A 23354-nucleotide genomic window follows, 5' to 3' on the forward strand; every position below is an offset into this window, starting at 1 on the left:
GAAGCAAGGGCAAAAATAATTTTGTCACTGCTTCTCTTATTTATTTTTGATAGATGTATCTACAAATTAAAACTTTGTAAGTTTTATATCAACTTTTGGCATACCTGCACCCATGTAATCACTACTTATTAATCAACAATTGACTTTGTATCTTCTCTTATAACCTTGGTTTTTTCATTAACTGTCTTATTCTTCCAATTAACGGCCAAGACAGAACCTGATATATTATGCCAGATACTAAAGACAGTAGAAGGAATTGCTGCAGCTGGAACAAAATACTTCATGGCTAATGTTGCTCCCAAACTTGAATCTTGCATCCCAACTTCAAAAGTAATTGCTTTTCTCTGCGGTGTCCTTAATCTGATTAGTTTAGAGAAGACATATCCAAGTCCATAACCTGACAAATTATGCAACATTACAACTGGAATAACAAGTAATGTTTGTGTCGTCATTAAATCAGCATGATTAGCAGAAATTACTGCTCCAATTATCAAAAGAATTGCTAATTGTGATACTAATGGCAAAAACCTTGTTACCCATTCAATCCTATTCTTAAATAAATGATGTACCAATAAACCTAACAAAATTGGAACTAAAACAATTTTTACTGTACTTAAAAATAATGAAAATGTTGGAATATCAACGTATTTTCCCGCAAAAAGTAATAACAAACCGGGAAGTGCGATTGGTGCAAGTAACGTGGATAAGGTTTCAATTGACACATCAAGAGCGACATCTCCACCAGCAAGATATGCCATTACACTTGACGATGTTCCACTTGGACATGAACCAACTAAAATCACACCAGCTGCAGTAGCACCTTTTAATTGAAAAATAAGACATAAAATCCAAGCAATTGTTGGCATAATTAAATAATGTGCAAAAGTTCCTGCAATAACGGGGAAAGGTTTCTTGGCAATCCTTTCAAAATCTTGTAATTTCAAGGTTAGCCCCATTCCAAAAAAAATTATTCCCAACAAATATGAGACATTTGGAACTACCCATTCGCTCGTTTTTGGCAAAAAATAATTAAAAACTACCCAAAAAATAATTGCCGCTGTAAAGTATTTACCTACCAATTTACTTATCTTTTCGACTTTATTCATATTCAAAAACCTCCTAATTTATTTAAATGCTTTCCTTCTCTCTTTGCAGGCATGATTAAAATATATAAATTTTTAATTTTCCTCATTCGTGCAAATAAAAAACCACCATGCTTTTTAACTCGCACGGTGGTTTACTGATCTTAGAAATCTTAGCCAAACCAAAACTTTCTAGTCATAAGATCACGCGTACGCCTGATAATAATAACTAGAATAATGACAACAACATTTACATTTTGATTATTCGTGTAAGACATAAGATTTCCTCTTTCTAAAATTAACATATAATAAAATGATTAAAAAAAATTATTTTTGACATCAAAAATTAATTATCGATATCCCTATACTAAATCTCACTAACAATACAGTCAAGATTTATTTTAAAAAAGCATTAAATTTTTTTACAGTCTTTTCTCATTGTTTTTTGCATAACTTATAAAAAAGGCCAAATCAAATTTTTTATGATCTAGCCTCTTCTATATATTTACTTTTAATTAAAATGGTCGACCTCCAGCTAAAATAAAGCCTAATAAGCCAACAAGTATAGTTGTCACTAGTAACAAAGCTTTGGTCCTGCTCCTCCAATTATGTCCTTGACTAAAATATATCTCACAAAAACCAATTAATCCTATTGCTAACAATATCTTAACCACTGCCAAAACTGGAGATGCTTCCCAAGCATAACCGAGAAGCATTATACCACTGACAAGTGCAACCACGTAACAAATTCTCGCAATCATTTTTGCTGCTACACTTACATCTTTTTTACTGAAAACTACTGAAAAAACAACAATCAGCAACACAATCCATGTAACTAAGTGCATCCATAGCCAAATCATTTACTCACTTCCTACTTCGAATTATTTACAATTCTATTGTAGTTTATAAAATTTAAAAATTCATCCTTAAATTGCTTTTTCTACACCAAAAAATTGTACATTTTTCTATTTCCAATAAGATCTTGTGTAATCAGCAAAACCAGCTGTATGATAAATTACACCTGTTAAACCATCCTGAACTAAATGATCTTCTTTGACATAGTAAAGTGGAATAATTCCCGTTGTCGCTTGCAATCGCTTCTCTGCTTTGCGTAGATTCGACCAATAAACAGTTCTTGTCTTTGCAACTTGAGCATTTGCAATATATGAATCAAACACACTATCTGAATATTTTCCTGTGTTCATTGAGTTCCCTGTTGTCAAAATTCCTAGATAGTTAATAGGATCCGCATAATCAGCCAACCAGTACCATAAACTTAAATCAAATTCTCCTGCAGTTTTTTTATTTGATAATCCTTTCGCAGGTAAGTTTTGAACTTTGACAGAAACGTTATTTAATTTACTCTGCACTGCACTTTGAATATATTCAGCAACCTTTTTTTGAGTTTCAGTATCTTCAGCAATCAAATTAAGTGTTATCGAAGTCTTACCACTCTCTGCCAATCCCTCTTGCCATAATTTCTTTGCTTTCTTAACATTAGACTGTGTGGTGTTTGCTGTTTCTGTACTAAAGTCCTTACCTGTGGTTGGATCTGTAGCAGTTTCAGGACTGACAAAACTGCTTGCAGCAGTCGAACCGTCTCCTAAGACTTTTTTTGTTAGTTCATTACGATTTACTACTAATGAGATTGCCTTTCGTAACTTAGCATTAGCTAGTGGTGAGCCTGCACTCTGATTTACCTGCAAATAATATGTCCAGGCTCGATTTACTTTTTTCAAGTTTTTATTATTTTGTAATCCCTGTGCAACTACACCTGAAACCGTCGCATCATCTAATTTATTAGTCTTAAAAAGATTGTATGCAGTATTATCATCTTTTACAGTTGCATAGTTAATTTTATTTAATTTAACCTGCTTTTTGGCATAGTAATACTTATTTTTAACCAACGAATAAGAATCATTGATACCTGTCCACTTAGTAATTTTAAACGCACCATTAGACACAGTATATTTTGCATTTGTACCGTATTTCTTAGTTCCAATCTTTTGTACAAAAGACTTATCTTGTGGTAAAAAAACTGGCATTGTTACCAACTTATTAAATGATTGCATTGGATGTTCCAATGTAATTTTCAATTTATACTTACCAACTGCTTCAATTCCCAATTGACTTGAAGGAAGTTTACCTGCAACAACTGCATCCGCATTTTTAATACCACTAAAAACATAAGTATAAACTGGCTTATTTGCAGGATCGACTGATCGACGCCACGAATAAACAAAATCTTGTGCTGTAACCTTGTCTCCGTTAGACCAGCGTGCATCCTGGCGTAATTGAATTGTATATGTCTTTCCACCATTTGTTGGCTTAACAACTGACTTCGCAATTGCAGGTACGACTTTATTTTTCGAATTAAGCTTGTACAATCCTTCATCTATATTCGTTAAGGTTGAAAATTCTGACATTGTAGCCTGATTAGTGTTATCCAATGTTGTTAATTCCGATGTCTGCATTAAATTCAACGTTGTTTTTTGCTTTGAAGCATCTTTTTTTGCTGCGCAAGCACTTAAAAAAGACATTCCAATTATTAGCGGAACTACAATCTTAATTATCTTTCTCTTTTCCATAACTATCCCCATTTTCCATTATTCTTGTTCGAAATTAAAGGTGAATTTAACACCTGGTTCTAATGTTTTATGGACTGTACATTTGGCAAGGGTTTCTTCAAGAAAACTATTTTTATCTGCGCCTTCTATATCAGCCTTAAATATAATATTAACTACTATTTCATCAACTTTTGACGTTCCATCTGTATACTTAACAACGTTCCCTACTGAACGAACATCAAATCTTTCAAGCTTAATCTTATATTTTCTCGCAACAGATTGAGCAGTAATTGTTAGACATCCATTCACGGCCCCAATTAAATACTGTACAGGATTAGGACCAGCATCTGTTCCGCGAACAGTTGTTGGTTCATCCATCAAATAACGATGTACCCCTGCCTGTGTTCCGACTTGATAACCTATATTTCTGATACTTGAATTAACTACATATTTTCCCATGAGAATCCTCCTTTGTTTGATTAAATAAAAAAAACCCTTGAAAATATTATTTTCAAGGACGAATTATCTTCGCGGTACCACCTAGATTCACATCTTAACTTGCACTAAGATGCCTCAAGAGATATTCATTCAGAACGAATACCTGGATTTTTAATGGAATCCATCCAATATTACTTTACATAAATTGCTCAGCAATATATTACTCCAAGACCATTTTCTTGATATTCATAACACCTGTTTTCAGCATATACAAGTTCTCTTTAGATAATTCTATCAATACTCATCTCATCATTGTAATTACAAATTGTAAGTATGTTAATACTATATTTTTTTAAAACCAATGTCAACTAAAGTTGTTCGTAAATCATCTACATTCGGATCTCTAATCGTTTGTAATAATTTACTTTTACCAGACTAAATTACTTTTGAAAAAATTTGAGATTTTCCATGACACATTAATAAAAAAATAAAGCTAGATCAAAAATCAAAATTTGACCTAGCCTTTCAATTTATTACAAACAGTCAAGCTTCATAAGTTAAACCTTTTCGTCTAACATTATCAGTTTTAAACTGTTTATAAAAATTTTGCTGTTTTTACAGTTAATTAAGAGCTTTTACTTGTGCTATTCTTTAGTAATTCGCGAACTATACTGCCCTTTGTCTTCCTGACAGAAACTCTTGAATTTGAGCTTTTTCAATATTAGTTAATTTTGCTTGAAATGAGTCACTCATTAATTTTGCTTGAAAATCTGTTGTTATTTCCCAAAAACCATTAATTCGTTCAAATTCAACTTGATCACACTTTTTAAAAATTGGATACATATCAAGAAATTCATCCCACTCAAGGTTAGGCTCTTCTGTGATACTCTCAACATACCCTTGACTCAAGGCGTATGCTGTTGGAAATCCAAACTCATCAATAATTTTGTCTTTGATCAATGCTTGATAAACCTGTACTTTGTAATCTAATGTAATTTTTTCACCTTCAGCGAGTTCTTCAACTGCCTGCTCAACGAGAATTGGATAAATCACTCTCATGACAAACACCTCATTTTTTACGGTTTTTTATTTCCTCTATTGAATAATGATGACTACGATGATATTCACCTGTAGAAGTATTTAAGGAGAATGATGGTACAGTTAATTTTTTATTTCCTCTGCGTTTATTTTTCTTACTTTTGGATGTTTTTCTTGCTGGAACAGCCATAATTATTCCTCCTTTTTCTATTTACCAACTAGCTTTTCTGACGCCAGGTATCTGACCTTTCAGTGCTAGTTCTCTAAACCTAATTCTCGACATCCCAAATTTCCGCATATAAGCATGTGGTCTTCCATCTAGAAAGTCTCGATTATGTAAACGTGTAGGAGAGGCATTCCTTGGTAATTTGCTCAAACTCTCGTAATCATGTTTAGCAATTAGTTCTTTTCTATTTTCTGCATATTTAGCAACTTGAAATTCTAACTTCTTTTGTTTCGCTATTTTAGATTTCTTAGCCAAAATAATTCCTTCTTTCTTTTTAAATAGTAACAATTACTATTTAAATAATAATACACCTTTTATCATTTTTTGTAAATGTTATTAATACTCAAATCCTTCAATACAAATACGAATTCTCAAGTTTATAAATTAAGTTGCACATTCTAAAATGGCTTTATTTTAAAAAAAGTGAACGAAGTCCAAAATATAGAAATTTTAAAAGCTGACTTTATTTTGCAGAAAAATTCGCAAAATTTATGGATAAATAAACCAAATGTAGCATGTTGTCGTTAATTTTGTCGTTAATTTTCTAAAAATAAAAAAATAAAAAGCCACAAACGTTAATATAACAACGTTTGTGGCTAGTCATACTTATTTAACCAACAGACCCTTCCATTTGATACTCAATTAACCTGTTAAGTTCAACTGCATATTCCATTGGTAATTCCTTCGTAAATGGTTCTACAAATCCCATAATAATCATTTCTGTTGCTTTCTCTTCAGTAATTCCACGACTCATTAAATAATAGAGTTGCTCTTCTGAAATTTTAGAAACTTTTGCCTCATGCTCCATTGAAACATTTCCATTTTTGATCTCATTAAATGGAATCGTATCACTTGCACTCTTGTCATCAAGAATAATAGTATCACATTCAACATGTGAAAATGATCCATCACTCGTGCGACCAAAGCGAACCTTCCCACGGTAGTCAACTCGTCCACCATCTTTACACAGAGACTTAGAAACAATTGAACTAGATGTATTTTTGGCATTGTGAATCATTCGTGCACCTGTATCGGAAACTATATCTTTGCCTGCAAAAGCAATTGAAAGCATTGTCCCTCTTGCACCTTCACCGTTTAAATAAACGCTAGGGTATTTCATTGTAACTTTAGAACCTAAATTACCATCGACCCATTCCATTGTCCCATTTTCAAGCGCCTGAGCACGTTTGGTTTCCAAACTGTATACATTATCCGACCAATTTTGAATTGTGGTATACCGACAGTAAGCATCCTTCAACACATTGACTTCAACAACAGCTGCATGCAGACTATCTTCAGAATAATTAGGTGCTGTACAGCCCTCAACATAGTTAACACTTGCACCTTCATCAACAATAATCAGTGTTCGCTCAAACTGACCACTATTTCCCGCATTAATACGGAAATAACTCTGAATAGGCACTTCTGTTCTGACACCTTTTGGTACATAAATGAATGTTCCGCCTGACCAAACTGCAGAATTTAGTGCTGCAAATTTGTTATCAGAAGGAGGAATCAACTTACCAAAATATTTCTTTACTAATTCTGGATATTGCTGTACGGCTGAATCCGTGTCCATAAAAACAATTCCTAATTTTTCAAAATCCTCACGCATATTATGATAAACAACTTCAGACTCATACTGAGCAGAAGAACCAGCTAAATACTTACGCTCAGCTTCAGGTACACCCAAACGATCAAACGTCTTCTTGATATCTTCAGGAACATCCTCCCAATTACGAGCAATTCCTTCACTATCACGCCTGAAATAATTAATATGATTCAAATCAAGAGTTGATAAATCTGGACCAAAATCAGGCATTTCCATTTGTTCATAACGTTTGAATGATTTTAAACGAAAATCAAGCATCCAATCTGGCTCATTTTTTGCTGCTGAAATCTGTCTTACAATCTCTTCATTAAGGCCTTCGCCAGTTGTTAAAATGGGTTGAATATCATCTTTAAACCCATATTTATACTCTCCGCCTAGACCGAGCATACTTGCATCTGCCATATAAACTCCCTCCTATAACTCATCGTGTCGCATCAGTCCAACAGTCGATTCCTTATCGTTATTCTCAATGGCTTGATAGATTGCCTTCCAAGCTAATGTTGCACACTTAATCCTTGCAGGAAATTGTGCAACTCCTTCAAGAATCGCAGCATCACCTAAAATATCATCAACATCATCCGTTGAATCTCCAGTAACCATTTTTGAAAATGTCACTACCATCTGTTCAACTTGTGTAGGTGTCTTCCCGATTACCTCATCAGTCATCATGCTTGCGGAGGCTTGGCTTATTGTACACCCAGATCCCGAAAATGCCACGTCATAAACCTTATCTGCTTTCATTACAACCTGTACAGTCAAAACATCTCCACAAGTTGGATTACGCAACTCAAGTTGATGATCTGCATTTTTTATTGTTCCATGATGATGAGGATGTGCTGCATGTTCTAAAATCATCTGACGATACAAATTATCCAATCTAGACAATCCCATTTCTAAAGAACTCCTTCGTTGCCTTTATTGCTTCTACCAACCGATGTCCATCTTCAATCGTATTATAGAGATAAAAGCTGGCACGAGCTGTTGCAGCAACATTCAAATATTCCATCAGTGGCTGCGCGCAATGATGTCCTGCTCTAACTGCAATTCCCTCCATATCTAAGGCGGTTGCAACATCATGTGGATGCAAACCCTTAAGGTTGAAAGAAATAATTCCTGTACGTTTTGCTGGATCCAATGGTCCATATATCTCTAATCCGTCAATTTTAACTAACTCTGGTAAAACACTTGCTATCAGTGATTTCTCATAACTTTCAATTTGTTTCATCCCAATATTTTCAAGATAATCGATTGCAGCTCCTAGTCCAACAACACCAGCAATATTTTGAGTACCACCTTCAAATTTCCATGGTGACTGTTTAAAAGTTGTCTCTTGCAACTGTACCCAATCAATCATTTCACCACCAAATTCAAGTGGTGGCATCTGCTCTAACAATTCGCTCTTACCCCAAAGAATCCCTATTCCTGTCGGGGCCATGAGTTTATGCCCAGAGAAAGCAAAGAAATCAATTCCTAATGCTTGTACATCAATTTTCATATGCGGCGTAGATTGGGCACCATCAACAACCATGATTGCTCCATGCTTATGTGCAATTTCTGCTATTTTTGCAATAGGATTAACAACTCCAAGTACATTGGAAGCATGAGCAAGTGAGACAATTGCAGTTTTATCTGTAATCTTCTTCTCAGCACTTGCAACATCTAGTTGTCCATCAGGAAGTAAGTCAATATATTTAAGAGTTGCTCCATTCTTCTTAGCGAGGACTTGCCATGGCACTAAATTACTATGATGTTCCATATAAGAAATCACAATTTCATCGCCAGGTTTCACAAAGCTTCTGCCATAACTTGCAGCTACCCAATTTAACGCTTCTGTCGTTCCTTTTGTGTAAATAATTTCTTGCTCACTAGGGGCATTAATAAAGTGTGCAACTTTTTTTCGAACACCTTCAAACTTTGCTGTTGCGCGTTCTGCAAGTGTATGCACACCACGATGAACATTAGCATTATCATGATAATAATAGTTGGTTACTGCATCAACTACAGCTCGTGGTTTTTGCGTAGTCGCCGCATTGTCAAGATACACTAACTGTTCATCATTTACTTTCTGATTAAGTATTGGAAAATCCTTAATAAGATCATTCATCTGTTTGACCATCGACAAGCTTCCTTTCGATAGTTGCCTTTAATTGTTCTTCAATCATTTTTGATGGAATAGCCGCTAATACGGGTCCTAAAAAGCCTCTAATAACAAGACGTTCTGCAACCTTTTTAGGAAGGCCACGACTCATTAAGTAATATAATTGCTCTTGGTTAACTCGTCCCACACTAGCCGCATGCCCAGCAGTTACATCATTATCATCAATCAATAGAATTGGATTTGCATCACCTTTTGCTTTGGTAGATAACATCAAAACTCTGCTTTCTTGTTGTGCATCTGAACCCTTAGCACCCTTGATAATATGTCCAATGCCATTAAATGTTAATGTTGAACGCGATAAAATCACGCCGTGCTGCAAAATATGTCCAATTGTATGGCGTCCCATATTAGTAACTCGGGTATCAATTCCTTGTACCTGCTTACCAGTTGAAATTGCAACGACTTTAACCTCTGAATGAGATCCATTTCCGACAAGATCTGAATCGAAATCGCCAACTATATTTCCATCATTCATCATTCCCATCGACCAATCAATCTTGGCATTATCTTCAAGATGACCTCTACGATTAAGATAAGTAGTTGTATTAGCACCTAAACGGTCAACGCTTGCAAACTTCACATGACTATCTGCTTCAGCAATAACTTCAACAATAATATTTGCAGTAGTTTTTTCACTCCCAATAGTTGTTAAGTTCTCAAGATACGAAAATTCGCTGTTTTTGTCAGTAACAATTATTACATGATGTACATAGTCACTTTTTATGGTTGCGTCTTGCACAAAATATGTGGTCAATGGCTCCTTTATAGTTGTATTCTTAGGAACATAGATAAATAACCCACTTGTCAGATTCGCAACATGTTGCGCGGTTAATAAATCTTCATCGTATTTTACAGCTTTTCGCATAAAATACTTCTGAACTAAATCACTGTGTTGTTCTAACGCAGTCTGCCAATCACAAATAATTACTCCTTGTTCTACCAATTCAGATAGACCATCAGCTCGAACAGTGTCTTGCCCAAGCTGTACAACTAAATGTTTTGCTTCTTCAATTTCCAATTCTTCCAATGACTTTCTATCTGAAGAATATTTTTTTAATGGCCTTTTCAACTGAATTGGCCAACGTTGATATCTTATTTTTTCAAAATTCGGTAATTTCAACTCTGGTTGTGCTTTAAGTGCTTTTATTCTCATTTCAGTAAACCATTTTGGTTCAGCTACACTCTCAGCATAACTTTTGATTTCAGGATAACTCTCAAATTCAACCGTCATAATTCACCTCATTCTACGCATCTTCATCAACAAGCTTAATATCTAAACCAAGCTCGTCTCTTATTCCCGCGTACCCTTCGTCTTCCAATCTCTTAGCAAGTTCTGGACCACCTTGCATTACAATTTTGCCCCCCATCATTACATGAACAACATCAGGAACAATATAATTCAAGAGGCGTTGATAATGCGTAATAATCAATGATCCAAATTCAGGGCCTCTCATTTCGTTAACACCACGTGAAACAACTTTTAATGCATCAATATCTAAACCGGAATCAATTTCATCTAGAATTGCAAATTTTGGTTTAATCATCATCAATTGTAGAATTTCATTACGTTTTTTTTCACCGCCTGAAAACCCCTCATTAAGATAGCGATCCGCCATTTCTTCTGTCATGTCTAGTACCGACATTGTCTCATCCAATTGTTTCAAAAATTTTCTGATTGAAATTGCATCATTTTCAGGCCTTCTAGCATTAATTGCACCACGAATAAATTCTGCGTTTGTCACACCAGGAATCTCAGCGGGATACTGCATTGCCAGAAATAGACCAGCACGTGCACGTTCATCAACAGGCAAATCAAGAATATTTTCCCCATTGAGCAATACTTCTCCTTGCGTTACCTTGTAGGCAGGATGACCCATAATTGCTTCTGACAAAGTTGATTTACCAGTTCCATTCGGTCCCATGATTGCATGAATTTCACCGGTTTTCATTGTTAAATTAACACCTTTTAATATATTTTTACCTTCAATTGACACATGTAAATCTTTTATTTCAAGTGTTGACATCATCAATTCCTCCAATTTAGAACACGCTCTAATTTTAGCTTAGTTGCGAATCGTTTTCAATTAGAAAATTCATTAATTTTTAATTTTTACTAATAACTAAAGATAGTAAACCAGTTATCCATTTACTTGTTTAGAGCCATTCCGTTTCATACACATCGGGTTTAAAACCACAAGTAAAATGATTACCTTCAATCATCAAAGGTCGCTTGATCAATTTACCATCACTAGCTAAAAGTTCACTTGCTTCTTCGTCACTCATTGAAGGAACTTTATCCTTCAACTTCAGTTCACGATACTTAATACCACTGGTATTAAAGAAATATCTGATTGGATGATTACCTTGTTTAATCAATGTTAATAATTCTTCCTTGGTTGGAGGTGTCTTGACAATGTCAACTTCGTTATAAGATACATTTTTTTCATCTAACCATTTTCGTGCCTTAGCACAAGTACTACAACGATTGTAACAATACATTTTTTTCAATTAAGTCCACTCCTTTTTATACTTAGATTAATTATAGTACAGGTCCCAATTTGTGACAAAGAAGTGTGTTGTAATACAGTTACTATAACACTGACTATTAATCATTAAATTTGAGTACAGTTTTAGGCATATCTTATATATTTTTTAGCTAAACTAAAAAGGTCAAATCAAAAATTAATTTGACCTGACCTCTTAAAAACAAAAGATATTAATGGAAATCTTTACTATTGCTGAACATATAACTCTTATTATGATACCTCATCGACATTATCAGCCCAATACCGATCATATTACCAATTAATGAGGACCCACCTTGACTTATAAATGGTAATGGAATACCGGTTAATGGTAACAATCCAATACTCATCCCAATATTTTCAAACACATGGAAAAGTACCATCATAATTACGCCAGTAGATATATATGCATAAAATTCATTTTTAGTGTCAAAAGTAACCTGAATCATCTGAAAAATTAATAACAGATATAAAAATATTAAGACACAACCACCAATAAAACCATAATTTTCCCCGATAACTGAGAAAATCATATCAGATTCGCGTACAGGTACATATACATTCGAAACATTAAAACCTTTACCAAGCAATTTACCAGAACCAATTGCTTTCATACTTTGCCACAATTGATAACTAGTTGATGATGTATTAGCCGAGGGATTCAACCAAGCCTCAATCCGATTGAACTGATAGGTTTTGAACCCAATTTGTTCAAGAATACTTCTTCCGTATATTACCAAACTAATTGCAGTTGTACCCAAGACACCACCGGCAACCACAATTGGAGCGATAATTTTCCAAGTTATTCCTGATACAATTACAACCCCTCCAAAGATTGCAAAGAAAACAAGCATCGTTCCAAAATCATTTTGTAGCTTAAGTAAAACAGCTATTGGTAAGGTCCAACCAAACATCCTAAACAGAAGTTTCCAATCATCACTTACCGTATGCACAATATGCTCACTATTATGCTGTGCAACAACACGCCCCAGCATCATAATATACGCAGGTTTCATAACTTCGGACGGTTGAAAAGTTAAACTTCCAATTGCAAACCAGCTTTTAGCACCCGTCTTAGCAAAGTAATATCTACTATACAAAAACAAAACCATTACTAAAAGAAATATTCCAACACCATACGCAATTGGAGCCAACTTCCACAGCTGTTCTGCATCAAACTGCATAATAATTACGATTGCAACAGTTCCGATTGCATACCATGCTGCTTGCGTCAATATCATCTTAGTAATACTTGAAGTACTTGTATCATGGTTAGCAGCGACATAAATTGATGCTATTCCAATCACGGCTAGTACAAGAACTGAAAAGATAATACCATAATCAATCCGAACATCCTTATTATCCGCCCTCGTCAATTGTTTTTCAGCCAATATAGCTCCTCCTTATAATACCTGCGAACTTAAACAGATATCCTCAAATAATAAAACCGCTAGTATGAGTATCCATATCTACCGGATTTACAAAAAATATCTAATTCGCATGATGAAGATGGTAGTCACGTATCAACAAGTTAATAGCCTCATCATGGGAACTAGTCTTAAAAGTTTCACCATTTGGAAGCAACGCTACAAAACCCCTTGTTGAAACTCTGACACTGCCTAAAGCTACTGATCCAATCGTCAACACGATTTCAGTCTCACCATTTACAACCTTTTCTTCTTCTTTAATCTCAATGTTTTTCTCTTTACGTGACACTATTTTCCTCCCATATGAGAATCCTCTGATACCCTATTAATTCATAAAGATTTAATTTAGCTTATTTTGGATTACTATTTCGCCTTAAATTAAATTTTGACGGTACTGGATCATATCCGCCCTTCACGAGGGGATGACACCTTAAAATCCTAGAGATACCCATCAAACTTCCCTTAATAGCACCATGTTTCTCTATAGCCTGAATCATATAATTAGAACAAGTTGGATAATATCGACAACTTGGTGGAAAAAAGGGGGAAATTCCTTTTTGATATCCACGTACAAATAAAATCAATAGTCGTTTCATCGAAAATTATCCCCCTTATTGTATAATTATTTCTTATTTTTTTCTATATGTTCTAATAAGAATCCCGTTCCCAATGCAACATCATCCAAAGGTGAATCAGCAATCATTACAGGAACCTTTAAATGCTCTGAAAATAACTGATCAATTCCGTTAAGCAGTGCACCTCCGCCCGTCAAAACAATTCCTCGATCAATAATGTCAGCAGCTAATTCTGGCGGTGTCTGCTCTAAGACATCCTTTGCTGCATCAATAACTGACATCATTGTTTCATGCAAAGCACTTTCGATTTGATTAGAAGATAATGTAATTGTTCGTGGTAATCCGTTCACAATATCACGTCCGCGGACTTCCATCTGTTCGTTACGATAATCTGCCAAAACTGTCCCAATTTCAATCTTAATCTTTTCGGCAGTTCGTTCTCCGATTTGTAATCCTTGAGTTTTACGTGTGTACGTCATGATATCAGAATTCAAACGATCTCCTGCTATTCTTAACGAACGGCTAACAACAATATCACCCAGTGAGAGAACTGCAACATCACTAGTACCACCACCAATATCAATTACCATACTACCGTGAGGCTGAAAAATATCTAATCCTGCTCCAATAGCAGCTACTTTAGGTTCCTCTTCAAGAAAGACCTCGCCACCACCTGATTTTTCAGCAGCCTGCCTAATTGCTTTTCGTTCTATGGAAGTCGTATTGGTTGGACAACAGATTAAAATATTGGGTTTAGACATGAACCCCTTAACATTAAGCTTCTTAATAAAATATGAAAGCATCTGCTCTGTTATATCAAAATCAGCGATTACCCCATCCTTTAGTGGACGAATTGCCCTAATATTATTAGGAGTCCTTCCAACCATCTTATAGGCTTCCGAACCAACGGCTAACACTCTTCCTGTGCGAGTATCGATTGCAACTACTGATGGCTCATTTAAGACAATACCCTTGCCTTTTAAATTAATTAAAACATTAGCAGTTCCCAAATCAATACCAATATCTTTAGCCATAGCCATTCTCCTTTAATAAATTTATATGTAGTCTTTCTAAAAGTAAATTCACTTTTAATTAATCCACAAAAAACCTATTATATTATACCACAAACATTCTTTTACAAAAATACAGAATTATAATAAATATCAAAATAAGCTATGGGTTTAAAAGATATTTAATTATTGAGCTTAGAAGCTATTATGCTTTTAGTCTCACTCAAACTTTCATCGTCAACACGTGTAATCTCCGCACCCAAAGATGCAAGCTTTTGATGAAAATGATAGTATCCACGATCGAGGTACTTAAGATGTGTAACTTGTGTATATCCCTCTGCTACAAGTCCAGCCAAAACTAATGCTGCAGCTGCTCTCAAGTCAGTTGCTGCAACCTCGGCACCATGTAATTTTGTTGGACCATGAAGAATTGCAGAACGACCCTCAATTCTAACATTAGCGTTCATTCTTCTTAGTTCATCAAAATGCATAAAACGATTTTCAAAGACTGTTTCCGTTACAATGCTCTCCCCATCTGCTAACAGTTGCAAAACGGACAACTGTGGCTGCATGTCTGTTGGAAAACCTGGATGAGGTAACGTCTTAACTGTTGCAGGTTTCAATTTTTTTGTACCAACTACCCTAATACCTTCATCTTCTTCAGTTACAGATGCTCCCATTTCTTCTAACTTAGAAATTAATGGGCGATTATGTTCAGCAATTGCATTTTTCACTAAGATATTTCCATTAGTAACCGCGGCCGCAACGATAAATGTGCCGGCTTCTATTCTATCTTGGACAATTACATGCTCAGTACCATGCAATTCATCTACACCAATAATTCTCAATCTTTCAGTTCCTGCACCACTAACATTGGCTCCCATTTTGTTTAAAACATTCGCTAAATCCACAATTTCAGGTTCGCGTGCAACATTTTCAATAATAGTTGTACCTTTTGCTAGAGTAGCCGCCATCATAATATTTTCTGTAGCCCCAACACTTGGAAAATCCAAGTAAATATCTGCGCCTATTAAACCATCGGTTGTGGCTTCAATGTAACCGTCATGATGTTCGACTACTGCTCCCATCGCTTCAAGCCCTTTCAAGTGTAGGTCAATCGGTCTTGAACCAATTGCACATCCACCTGGCATAGCCACTTTTGCATGTCCTAAACGCGCCAATAATGGCCCAAAAACAACTATTGATGCACGCATTTTAGAAACATACTTAAAAGGTGCTTCGTATGACAACTTAGAGGTAGCGTCTAGTGACACAGTTTTATCAGTTTCATTCATTTCGACTTTGACGTTTAGAAAGCGTAATACATTATTCATCATGTAAACGTCAGATAAAACTGGCACACTCTCTAACTTCATTGTTCCCTCTTTGGCTAGCAGACTAGCTGCTAAAATTGGCAATACTGCATTTTTTGCGCCTTCAATTTCAACACTACCGGCGAGTCGATTCCCACCATGAACAATTATTTTTTCCAAAATGATTCCTCCAAGTTATCATAATAAGTTTTTTATTTTTGAAATAAATAAGACAAATTGCGTACATTATTGATGAAGTCCAAAAAAAATGAACTACACAAATATCCAACTGCAATCGATACCAATATAATCAGTATTTTAAACATACCTTGTTTTTGTGCGGATATGTACCGGTCCAAACGTAAAGCTTGTACACAATAAAAAGCAAGAAAAACAAATATAAAGTTACATACAATGTTAAGTAATGCAGTTATCCCATAGTAATTCATTATCCACACTCCTCTTAGCGATACAGCCTAATATTATCATAAAAAAAAATACAAGTCTTTAAATATGTAATAAGTTTGTAATAATTTAATTATTTTTTTTAATAATTTACCAAAAAAGCACCTTCAAAACTTGATTTACATGTCCATGTTTTGTAAGGCACTTCACTTATATCACACCCCATACTATTTAAATCACTTTAGCAATTGAAGAACAAAAAAAATCATTCGTTTCATAAAAAGAAACGAATGATTCAAATACTTTATTAATGCCCTGAAACATTTATTCGATTAACTGCTTTTCTCAATGAGATCTCAGCACGTTTGGCAGTATCAACATCATTATTTTGCTTTGCAGTTTCTAAACGGCGTTCAGCACGCTCACGAGCTTTAGTAGCTCGACTCGTATCGATGTTCTCTTTCTTCTCTGCACTATTTGCAACAACCGTTGCAACATTATTAGAGAATTCAACAAAACCACCACTAACTGCAATTTCATCAAATTTATCATCTGTACCCTGTACTTTGACTCTCACTTCATCTATTTCCAGAGATGCAATCAATGGAATGTGATTTGGTAAAATACCAATTTCACCTACAGTAGTTTTAAAAACTGCTAATCTTGTCTGACTCTCATAAACATTACCATCAGGAGTAACTACACTAACTGTCAATAAATCCTGTTCAGCCATCTAAGTTACCTCCTTTATTTACTAGTCATTTTCTTAGCTTTTTCAACTACCTCTTCGATACGTCCAACTGAGCGGAATGCATCTTCAGGAAGATCGTCATATTTACCTTCCAAAATATCCTTGAAGCCAGCAACAGTTTCCTTAACTGGAACATACGAACCTGGGACACCTGTAAACTGCTCCGCAACGTGGAAGTTTTGTGATAAGAAAAATTGAATACGACGAGCACGAGCAACAATTACCTTTTCATCATCAGAAAGTTCATCCATCCCAAGAATTGAAATGATATCTTGTAACTCACGATAACGTTGCAAAACATGCTGAACTTCAGTAGCAACAGCATAATGTTCTTCACCAACTATCTCGGGTGCTAATGCACTAGAAGTAGAAGCTAGTGGATCAACAGCTGGATAGATACCTTGTTGTGTCAAACTACGTTCAAGGTTAGTTGTAGCATCCAAGTGAGCAAAAGTTGTTGCTGGTGCAGGATCAGTATAATCATCAGCTGGGACATAAACAGCTTGGATAGATGTTACAGAACCTTTCTTTGTAGACGTGATACGTTCTTGCAATTGACCCATTTCTGTAGCAAGTGTTGGCTGATATCCAACCGCTGACGGAATACGTCCAAGCAAAGCTGAAACTTCTGACCCAGCCTGTGTGAAACGAAAAATATTATCGATGAACAATAACACGTCTTGTCCTTCTGTATCACGGAAATATTCCGCAATTGTTAGTCCTGTCAGGGCAACACGCATACGTGCTCCAGGTGGCTCATTCATCTGACCAAACACCATGGCTGTTTTTTCCAAAACACCTGATTCTTTCATTTCAAAATAAAGGTCATTACCTTCACGAGTTCGTTCACCAACACCTGTAAATACAGAAATACCATTGTGTTCTTGTGCAATATTGTGAATAAGTTCCTGAATCAAAACAGTTTTCCCAACACCGGCACCACCGAACAATCCGATTTTTCCACCTTTGATATAAGGTGCAAGTAAATCAATAACCTTAATACCTGTTTCTAAGATTTCAATTTTTGTATTCAATTGATCATATGCTGGTACGTCACGATGGATTGGATGACGTTCAGCATCATCTGCGAACTTCTCTCCACCATCAATAGACTCACCAAGAACATTGAATACACGTCCTAACGTTTCCTTACCAACTGGTACACTAATTGACGCACCAGTATCTTCAACTTTTGCACTTCTTTGAACACCATCTGTTGAATCCATTGCTATTGTGCGCATTACTCCATCACCCAGTTCAAGAGCAACCTCAACAACGAGGTTTGAGCCATCTGCGCGCTCAACATTAAGTGCGTTGTTAATATCAGGTAATTTTTCGCTAAGAGGAAATTGAACATCAATAACAGGTCCGATAACTTGAACTACTTTACCAGAACTCATTTAAACATTCCTCCAATCATCTTATTAATCAAGAGCAGCTTGTGCACCTGTAATTTCCGTAATTTCAGTGGTAATCGCACTTTGACGAGCACGATTATACTGTAATTCCAATGAAGAAATAATATCTTTTGCATTATCAGTTGCAGATTTCATTGCCATTGAACTAGAACCATGTTCAGAAGTCTTTGCATCAAGAATTGCTCCATAAATCAAGCTCTCAGCATACTGAGGCAAAACTACCTCTAAAATTGCATCTTCTGAAGGTTCCATTTCATACTCAGCCGAAATATTTTGCTCATCATCATCTGCTAAATCATCCTCACCCACATTGCCTACATTCATTGCAGAAATTGGCAACATTGGTTCTGCACGAAACTCTGAAGTTAGCGAATTGACGAAATGATTATAGCAAACAAATAATTCATCAAAGGTTTCATCATCATACATGTCAATAATCTTTTTTACTAATTGATGAGTTTCTCTGAATTTTGGAATATCCTTAACTCCACGAAATTCGAAAGGAACTTTATAGCCTCTCTTCTTAAAGAAGTCAGCCCCAGTACCACCGATTGCAATAATTACTACATCTTCTGTAGAATGGTTGCCACCACTGATTAACTCCAGCGTTTGCTTAATAACATTGCTGTTATAACTTCCTACCAATCCACGATCAGAAGTGATTACGATAATCCCTGTACGTTTTACTGGTCTTTTAATGAGCATACTCAACCCATCAATTTGATCATCATTTTTCTTATTAGATTCCTTTGAGCGTGGTGTAATAGATGCACCACCATCAAGAAAATGTGATTTGGCAAGATGCGTGATAACACTACGGATTTTCTTAGCATAAACTTGATAGCTGGTCGTATGACGTTGAATCTGACTCAATTTAGCAGTCGAAACCATCTGCATCGCACCAGTGATTTGCTCTGTCTTCTTAGTTGAAGAGATTCTTCGCTTAATTTCTTGTAGAGAAGCCCCCACTAGCCTTCACCGACCTTTCTATTTTGCAGTAGTTGCTTGAAAACCGTTAGCAAAATCCTTAATTGCTTCATCAAGTTTATCTGTCTCTGGAAGTACACCAGTTTCTTTGATGACATCCAATAAGTCCTTATGATTATTATCAAAGAAAGCAAATAGTTCACCTTGAAAACGCATAATATCATCAACTGGAACAGCATCTAAGAACCCATGTGTTAAAGCATACAAAATCAAAACTTGCTTCTCAACTACTAAGGGCTCATGTAATGGTTGTTTCAAAACTTCAACAGTTCTGCGACCACGACTCAACTTAGCTTGTGTAGCAGCATCTAGATCAGAACCAAATTGAGCAAATGATTCCAATTCACGATAAGATGCTAGGTCAAGACGCAAAGTACCAGATACTTTCTTCATAGCCTTAATCTGTGCAGCACCACCAACACGAGAAACAGAAGTCCCAGCATCAATAGCTGGACGAATACCTGAATAGAAATTATTACTATCCAAGAATATTTGACCATCAGTAATAGAGATAACATTTGTAGGAATATATGCGGAAACATCTCCAGCTTTTGTTTCAATGAATGGTAAAGCAGTCATTGAACCGCCACCTAATTCATCACTCAACTTAGCCGCACGTTCAAGCAAACGTGAATGCAAATAGAAGACATCCCCAGGGTATGCTTCACGACCAGGTGGCCGTCTCAAAATCAAAGAAAGTTCACGATAAGCATCTGCTTGTTTTGTTAAATCATCATAAATGATTAAAACATGTTTGCTATTATACATAAATTCTTCACCCATAGCAGCGCCTGCATATGGAGCAAGCCACAATAAAGGTGCTGGAGATGAAGGCCCTGCAGAAACAACAATTGTATATTCCATAGCACCATAGCTACGAAGTGTCTCTACCTGACTTCTAACTGTCGATTCTTTTTGACCAATCGCAACATAGACACAAATCATGTTTTGATCTTTCTGATTAATAATCGTATCAATCGCAACAGATGTTTTACCTGTCTTACGATCCCCGATTACTAACTCACGTTGACCACGTCCAATCGGTACTAACGCATCAATCGCTTTAATACCGGTTTGCAGTGGTTCACTAACTGATTTACGCTGCATAACACCTGGAGCTTTTTTCTCAACTGGACGAGTCTTATCAACTTTAATCTCTCCTAAACCGTCAATTGCTTGACCCAAAGGATTAACTACACGTCCAATTAGTTGTTCTCCCACTGGAACTTCCATAATTCTTCCAGTTCTTTTAACACTGTCACCTTCACGAATTCCTTGATAAGAACCAAGAATAACGATACCAACATCATTTGACTCTAGGTTTTGAGCCATTCCCAAAGTTCCATCGTCAAATTCAAGCAATTCACCTGCTAAGGCATTATCAAGTCCAGTTGCACGGGCAATCCCATCACCGACATATGTAACTGTTCCGACTTCATCAACTTTGAGTTCGTCGTGATAATTTGCTAGCTGCTGTTTAATCAGAGCACTTATTTCCTCAGCCTTAATGCTCATAGAAGTTTCACCTCTTTATATAATCATTTCAAAAGCATTCTTTTGATTTGTGCAAACCTTAATTTTAAAGAACCATCATAGATATAATTATTTGATCTAAGAATGACTCCTCCAATAATGTCAGAATCAACTTTTTCTTCAAGTAAAACTTTGTTTGCACCGACTATCCTAGCAAAAGAATTTGCCAATTTTGATTTTTGATCACTATCTAAAGGAATAGCCGTTGTAACCGTTGCTTTAACTGTTTTCTCGTACTCATCATTCAATCTAATATATTCATCAATAATGACATCTAAATCGACAATACGATCATAGTCAAACAACATATCCAATAAGTTTTTTAAAGTTTCAGAAGCTGAATCACCCAAAATTTTGATAAATTTTTGTTTGTCAGCTTTAGTAATTTGCTTACTAGTCAAAAGTAACATCATGTTAGGTTCATTAACTAGCACTTGCTTCAATTCTACCAATTCTTTTTTTAAATCTTGGCGTTCACTTTTTTCAAGTGCCAATTCAAACAGTGCACTCCCATATCGATGAGCTATCATTGTTTTATTTAACTTCATTTTGCTTCCCCAACCCTTCGATATAAGAATCAATTAAGGCCTTTTGATCATCAAACTGCAAGTTCTTAGAGATAACCTTTGAAGCAATTTCAAGTGACAATTCAGCTACATCATTCTTGACACCCTCTAAAGCATCTTGGCGTTCACGTGCAATATCTTGCTTTGCAGTTTCTTTGAATGATTGAGCTTCACTATGAGCATTTTCAACAATTATATTTTTTTGCTGTTCACCATTTTTCTTTGCACGCTCGATAATTTGCGATGCCTCGACATGGGAAGCCTTTAAAGCATCTTGCCTCTTTACAGCAAGTTCTTCAGCTTTTTGTCGAGCATCTTCTGCAGAATCAATATCATTTGCAATTTTATTTGCACGCTTATCCATCATCTCATTGACAGGGCCCCATGCAAAATGTTTCAACAGTGCAAGTAACACGATAAACAAGACTAGATAAAATAACATATCTCCCCATTTAACAGATGTTGCAACAGCACCAAGTATAAAATCTGTACCCATTTAATTGACACCTCCTCTGTTTTGACAGTTTAAACAGTTAATTTGTTTAAGCTTTTGCCAACAAAAGAAATGAGATAACAATTGCAATAATTGGAACAGCTTCAACCAAACCAACACCAATGAACATATTAGTACGCAACTTACCTTCTAATTCAGGTTGGCGTGCCATACCTTCAATCATTTTAGAAATTACAAGACCGTTACCAATCGCACCACCAATCGCAGCACCTGCAGCAGCTAACCCTGCACCTATTAAAGATAATGAAATCATAGTTAAATCCTCCTTGTTTACTCTTTTTCAATTTTTTGAGATATATAAACCACCGTCAAAGTTACAAACACATAGGCTTGAATACTCCCAATAAATACAGAAAAGCCTTGCCAGATAAGTTCTAGCGGGATAGCTGCAATAAATGATGCTGCCCCAAACGATTTACCAAACTCATAAATCAATTTTAATAGAACCTCTCCAGAATAGATATTACCGTATAATCGAAGAGCCAGTGTAAGAAAGTTTGTAAATTCTTCAATTATGCTTATGGGAAGCAAAAAAGGAACTGGACTTAAATAGGTGTTTTTGATGTAACCCTTCAAGCCAAATTTTTTTACTCCCAAGAAATGTGCAAAAAGCAAAACCATAAAAGCAAGTGTCATTGTTGTCATAGCATCAGCTGTTGGGCTTCTAATGTAATCTATATTATTTACATTAACCTGCAGCATCAACCCTAACTGGTTCGACACAAATATGAAAGAAAACAATGTAAAAATCAGGAGTCCAAATTGGCTTCCTTCTTTGCTTGGCATTGTACTCTTAATAATCCCATTGGTAAAATCGATTATCCATTCAAGAACATTTTGTCTTCCCGTGGGCTTCAGTTGGATCTTTCGTGACAACCAAAACATAGTAAAAAACACGATTATTGCCGCAAGCAAACCTGGCAGATCATTGCTAATATTGAAAGGAATTCCAAAGATTTCTTGAACATATGCTCCCTCATTCACCAAGTCTCACCTCTCTTCCTCTTGATGGTATGACTCATCAAATTTAGAAAAACATGTGCAAAAGCCTAATAACAAGCACTTTTTAATACACAAGAAATGATACCACCATTTGGATAAAAAAACAAAATATTTTTAAACGGTTGGAAAGCGTTTTCCTATGTGATATAATATTCTTTTATATCTAAATAAGTATTAAACTTGATCTTTTCTTTGTTAATTCTCAAT

Annotated in this window: 27 protein-coding genes and 1 other annotated feature; all 27 genes read right to left on the reverse strand. The window is 35.6% G+C overall.

Annotated features, from left to right (window positions below; translation table 11 throughout):
- Window positions 1–128: 128 nt before the first annotated feature.
- On the reverse strand, window positions 129–1106 hold the full coding sequence (locus G6O70_RS09010; protein WP_057868535.1) for a bile acid:sodium symporter family protein: 978 nt from the start codon (window positions 1104–1106) through the stop codon (window positions 129–131).
- 491 nt (window positions 1107–1597) lie between these two features.
- Complete coding sequence (locus G6O70_RS09015; RefSeq protein WP_057868536.1) at window positions 1598–1942, reverse strand: DUF1516 family protein; 345 nt, start codon at window positions 1940–1942, stop codon at window positions 1598–1600.
- Between the two features lie 105 nt (window positions 1943–2047).
- Complete coding sequence (locus G6O70_RS09020) at window positions 2048–3670, reverse strand: peptide ABC transporter substrate-binding protein (protein WP_057868537.1); 1623 nt, start codon at window positions 3668–3670, stop codon at window positions 2048–2050.
- 18 nt (window positions 3671–3688) lie between these two features.
- On the reverse strand, window positions 3689–4108 hold the full coding sequence (locus tag G6O70_RS09025) for an OsmC family protein (protein ID WP_057868538.1): 420 nt from the start codon (window positions 4106–4108) through the stop codon (window positions 3689–3691).
- 51 nt (window positions 4109–4159) lie between these two features.
- Window positions 4160–4409 (reverse strand) — a binding site (T-box leader).
- A gap of 344 nt (window positions 4410–4753) precedes the next feature.
- Window positions 4754–5146 carry a hypothetical protein gene (locus tag G6O70_RS09030; RefSeq protein ID WP_057868539.1) on the reverse strand — a complete coding sequence of 131 codons (393 nt, stop codon included), beginning with the start codon at window positions 5144–5146 and terminating at the stop codon, window positions 4754–4756.
- A 10-nt stretch (window positions 5147–5156) separates the two neighbouring features.
- Window positions 5157–5315, reverse strand: coding sequence for a 50S ribosomal protein L32 (gene rpmF, locus G6O70_RS09035; RefSeq protein WP_057868540.1), 159 nt, complete (start codon window positions 5313–5315; stop codon window positions 5157–5159).
- 21 nt (window positions 5316–5336) lie between these two features.
- Window positions 5337–5606, reverse strand: a complete 270-nt coding sequence (gene rpsN / locus G6O70_RS09040; protein WP_057868541.1) for a 30S ribosomal protein S14 — start codon at window positions 5604–5606, stop codon at window positions 5337–5339.
- A 355-nt stretch (window positions 5607–5961) separates the two neighbouring features.
- Window positions 5962–7365, reverse strand: coding sequence for a Fe-S cluster assembly protein SufB (sufB, locus tag G6O70_RS09045; protein ID WP_057868542.1), 1404 nt, complete (start codon window positions 7363–7365; stop codon window positions 5962–5964).
- Window positions 7366–7377: 12 nt separating this feature from the next.
- Window positions 7378–7854 carry a Fe-S cluster assembly sulfur transfer protein SufU gene (gene sufU / locus G6O70_RS09050; protein WP_057868543.1) on the reverse strand — a complete coding sequence of 159 codons (477 nt, stop codon included), beginning with the start codon at window positions 7852–7854 and terminating at the stop codon, window positions 7378–7380.
- A complete protein-coding gene (locus G6O70_RS09055) occupies window positions 7841–9079 on the reverse strand; it encodes a cysteine desulfurase (RefSeq protein WP_057868544.1) in 1239 nt (412 codons plus the stop codon). The genes sufU and G6O70_RS09055 overlap by 14 nt, the downstream gene beginning before the upstream one ends.
- Window positions 9060–10352, reverse strand: a complete 1293-nt coding sequence (gene sufD / locus G6O70_RS09060; RefSeq protein ID WP_057868545.1) for a Fe-S cluster assembly protein SufD — start codon at window positions 10350–10352, stop codon at window positions 9060–9062. The genes G6O70_RS09055 and sufD overlap by 20 nt, the downstream gene beginning before the upstream one ends.
- Before the next feature lie 13 nt (window positions 10353–10365).
- Window positions 10366–11145 carry a Fe-S cluster assembly ATPase SufC gene (sufC, locus tag G6O70_RS09065; protein ID WP_057868546.1) on the reverse strand — a complete coding sequence of 260 codons (780 nt, stop codon included), beginning with the start codon at window positions 11143–11145 and terminating at the stop codon, window positions 10366–10368.
- 130 nt (window positions 11146–11275) lie between these two features.
- Window positions 11276–11629 carry an arsenate reductase family protein gene (locus tag G6O70_RS09070; protein ID WP_057868547.1) on the reverse strand — a complete coding sequence of 118 codons (354 nt, stop codon included), beginning with the start codon at window positions 11627–11629 and terminating at the stop codon, window positions 11276–11278.
- A gap of 208 nt (window positions 11630–11837) precedes the next feature.
- Window positions 11838–13037, reverse strand: a complete 1200-nt coding sequence (locus G6O70_RS09075; RefSeq protein ID WP_057868548.1) for an FtsW/RodA/SpoVE family cell cycle protein — start codon at window positions 13035–13037, stop codon at window positions 11838–11840.
- Window positions 13038–13137: 100 nt separating this feature from the next.
- Window positions 13138–13362, reverse strand: coding sequence for a DUF2969 family protein (locus tag G6O70_RS09080; RefSeq protein ID WP_057868549.1), 225 nt, complete (start codon window positions 13360–13362; stop codon window positions 13138–13140).
- Between the two features lie 61 nt (window positions 13363–13423).
- Window positions 13424–13669 (reverse strand): membrane protein insertion efficiency factor YidD, encoded by a 246-nt coding sequence (gene yidD, locus G6O70_RS09085; RefSeq protein WP_057868550.1) that lies wholly within the window; start codon window positions 13667–13669, stop codon window positions 13424–13426.
- A gap of 26 nt (window positions 13670–13695) precedes the next feature.
- A complete protein-coding gene (mreB, locus tag G6O70_RS09090) occupies window positions 13696–14682 on the reverse strand; it encodes a rod shape-determining protein (RefSeq protein WP_057868551.1) in 987 nt (328 codons plus the stop codon).
- Window positions 14683–14840: 158 nt separating this feature from the next.
- Window positions 14841–16151: a UDP-N-acetylglucosamine 1-carboxyvinyltransferase gene (gene murA / locus G6O70_RS09095; RefSeq protein ID WP_057868552.1), complete on the reverse strand. Its 1311-nt coding sequence runs from the start codon at window positions 16149–16151 to the stop codon at window positions 14841–14843.
- A gap of 32 nt (window positions 16152–16183) precedes the next feature.
- On the reverse strand, window positions 16184–16420 hold the full coding sequence (locus tag G6O70_RS09100) for a DUF1146 family protein (protein ID WP_057868553.1): 237 nt from the start codon (window positions 16418–16420) through the stop codon (window positions 16184–16186).
- A 263-nt stretch (window positions 16421–16683) separates the two neighbouring features.
- Entirely contained in the window at window positions 16684–17109 is a 426-nt protein-coding gene (locus G6O70_RS09105; RefSeq protein ID WP_057868554.1) for a F0F1 ATP synthase subunit epsilon, read from the reverse strand.
- Window positions 17110–17123: 14 nt separating this feature from the next.
- Window positions 17124–18527: a F0F1 ATP synthase subunit beta gene (gene atpD, locus G6O70_RS09110; RefSeq protein WP_057868555.1), complete on the reverse strand. Its 1404-nt coding sequence runs from the start codon at window positions 18525–18527 to the stop codon at window positions 17124–17126.
- Window positions 18528–18551: 24 nt separating this feature from the next.
- Entirely contained in the window at window positions 18552–19514 is a 963-nt protein-coding gene (locus tag G6O70_RS09115) for a F0F1 ATP synthase subunit gamma (RefSeq protein WP_057868556.1), read from the reverse strand.
- An 18-nt stretch (window positions 19515–19532) separates the two neighbouring features.
- Window positions 19533–21047, reverse strand: a complete 1515-nt coding sequence (gene atpA, locus G6O70_RS09120) for a F0F1 ATP synthase subunit alpha (protein ID WP_057868557.1) — start codon at window positions 21045–21047, stop codon at window positions 19533–19535.
- A gap of 23 nt (window positions 21048–21070) precedes the next feature.
- A complete protein-coding gene (gene atpH / locus G6O70_RS09125; protein WP_057868558.1) occupies window positions 21071–21613 on the reverse strand; it encodes an ATP synthase F1 subunit delta in 543 nt (180 codons plus the stop codon).
- Window positions 21600–22127: a F0F1 ATP synthase subunit B gene (atpF, locus tag G6O70_RS09130; RefSeq protein WP_057868559.1), complete on the reverse strand. Its 528-nt coding sequence runs from the start codon at window positions 22125–22127 to the stop codon at window positions 21600–21602. Before atpF ends, atpH begins: the two co-directional genes overlap by 14 nt.
- Window positions 22128–22173: 46 nt before the next feature.
- On the reverse strand, window positions 22174–22398 hold the full coding sequence (gene atpE, locus G6O70_RS09135; protein ID WP_057868560.1) for a F0F1 ATP synthase subunit C: 225 nt from the start codon (window positions 22396–22398) through the stop codon (window positions 22174–22176).
- Between the two features lie 17 nt (window positions 22399–22415).
- On the reverse strand, window positions 22416–23129 hold the full coding sequence (gene atpB / locus G6O70_RS09140) for a F0F1 ATP synthase subunit A (RefSeq protein WP_057868561.1): 714 nt from the start codon (window positions 23127–23129) through the stop codon (window positions 22416–22418).
- Between the last annotated feature and the right edge of the window lie 225 nt (window positions 23130–23354).

The sequence above is a fragment of the Liquorilactobacillus hordei DSM 19519 genome, assembly GCF_019443985.1.
Taxonomy (GTDB): Bacteria; Bacillota; Bacilli; order Lactobacillales; family Lactobacillaceae; genus Liquorilactobacillus; species Liquorilactobacillus hordei.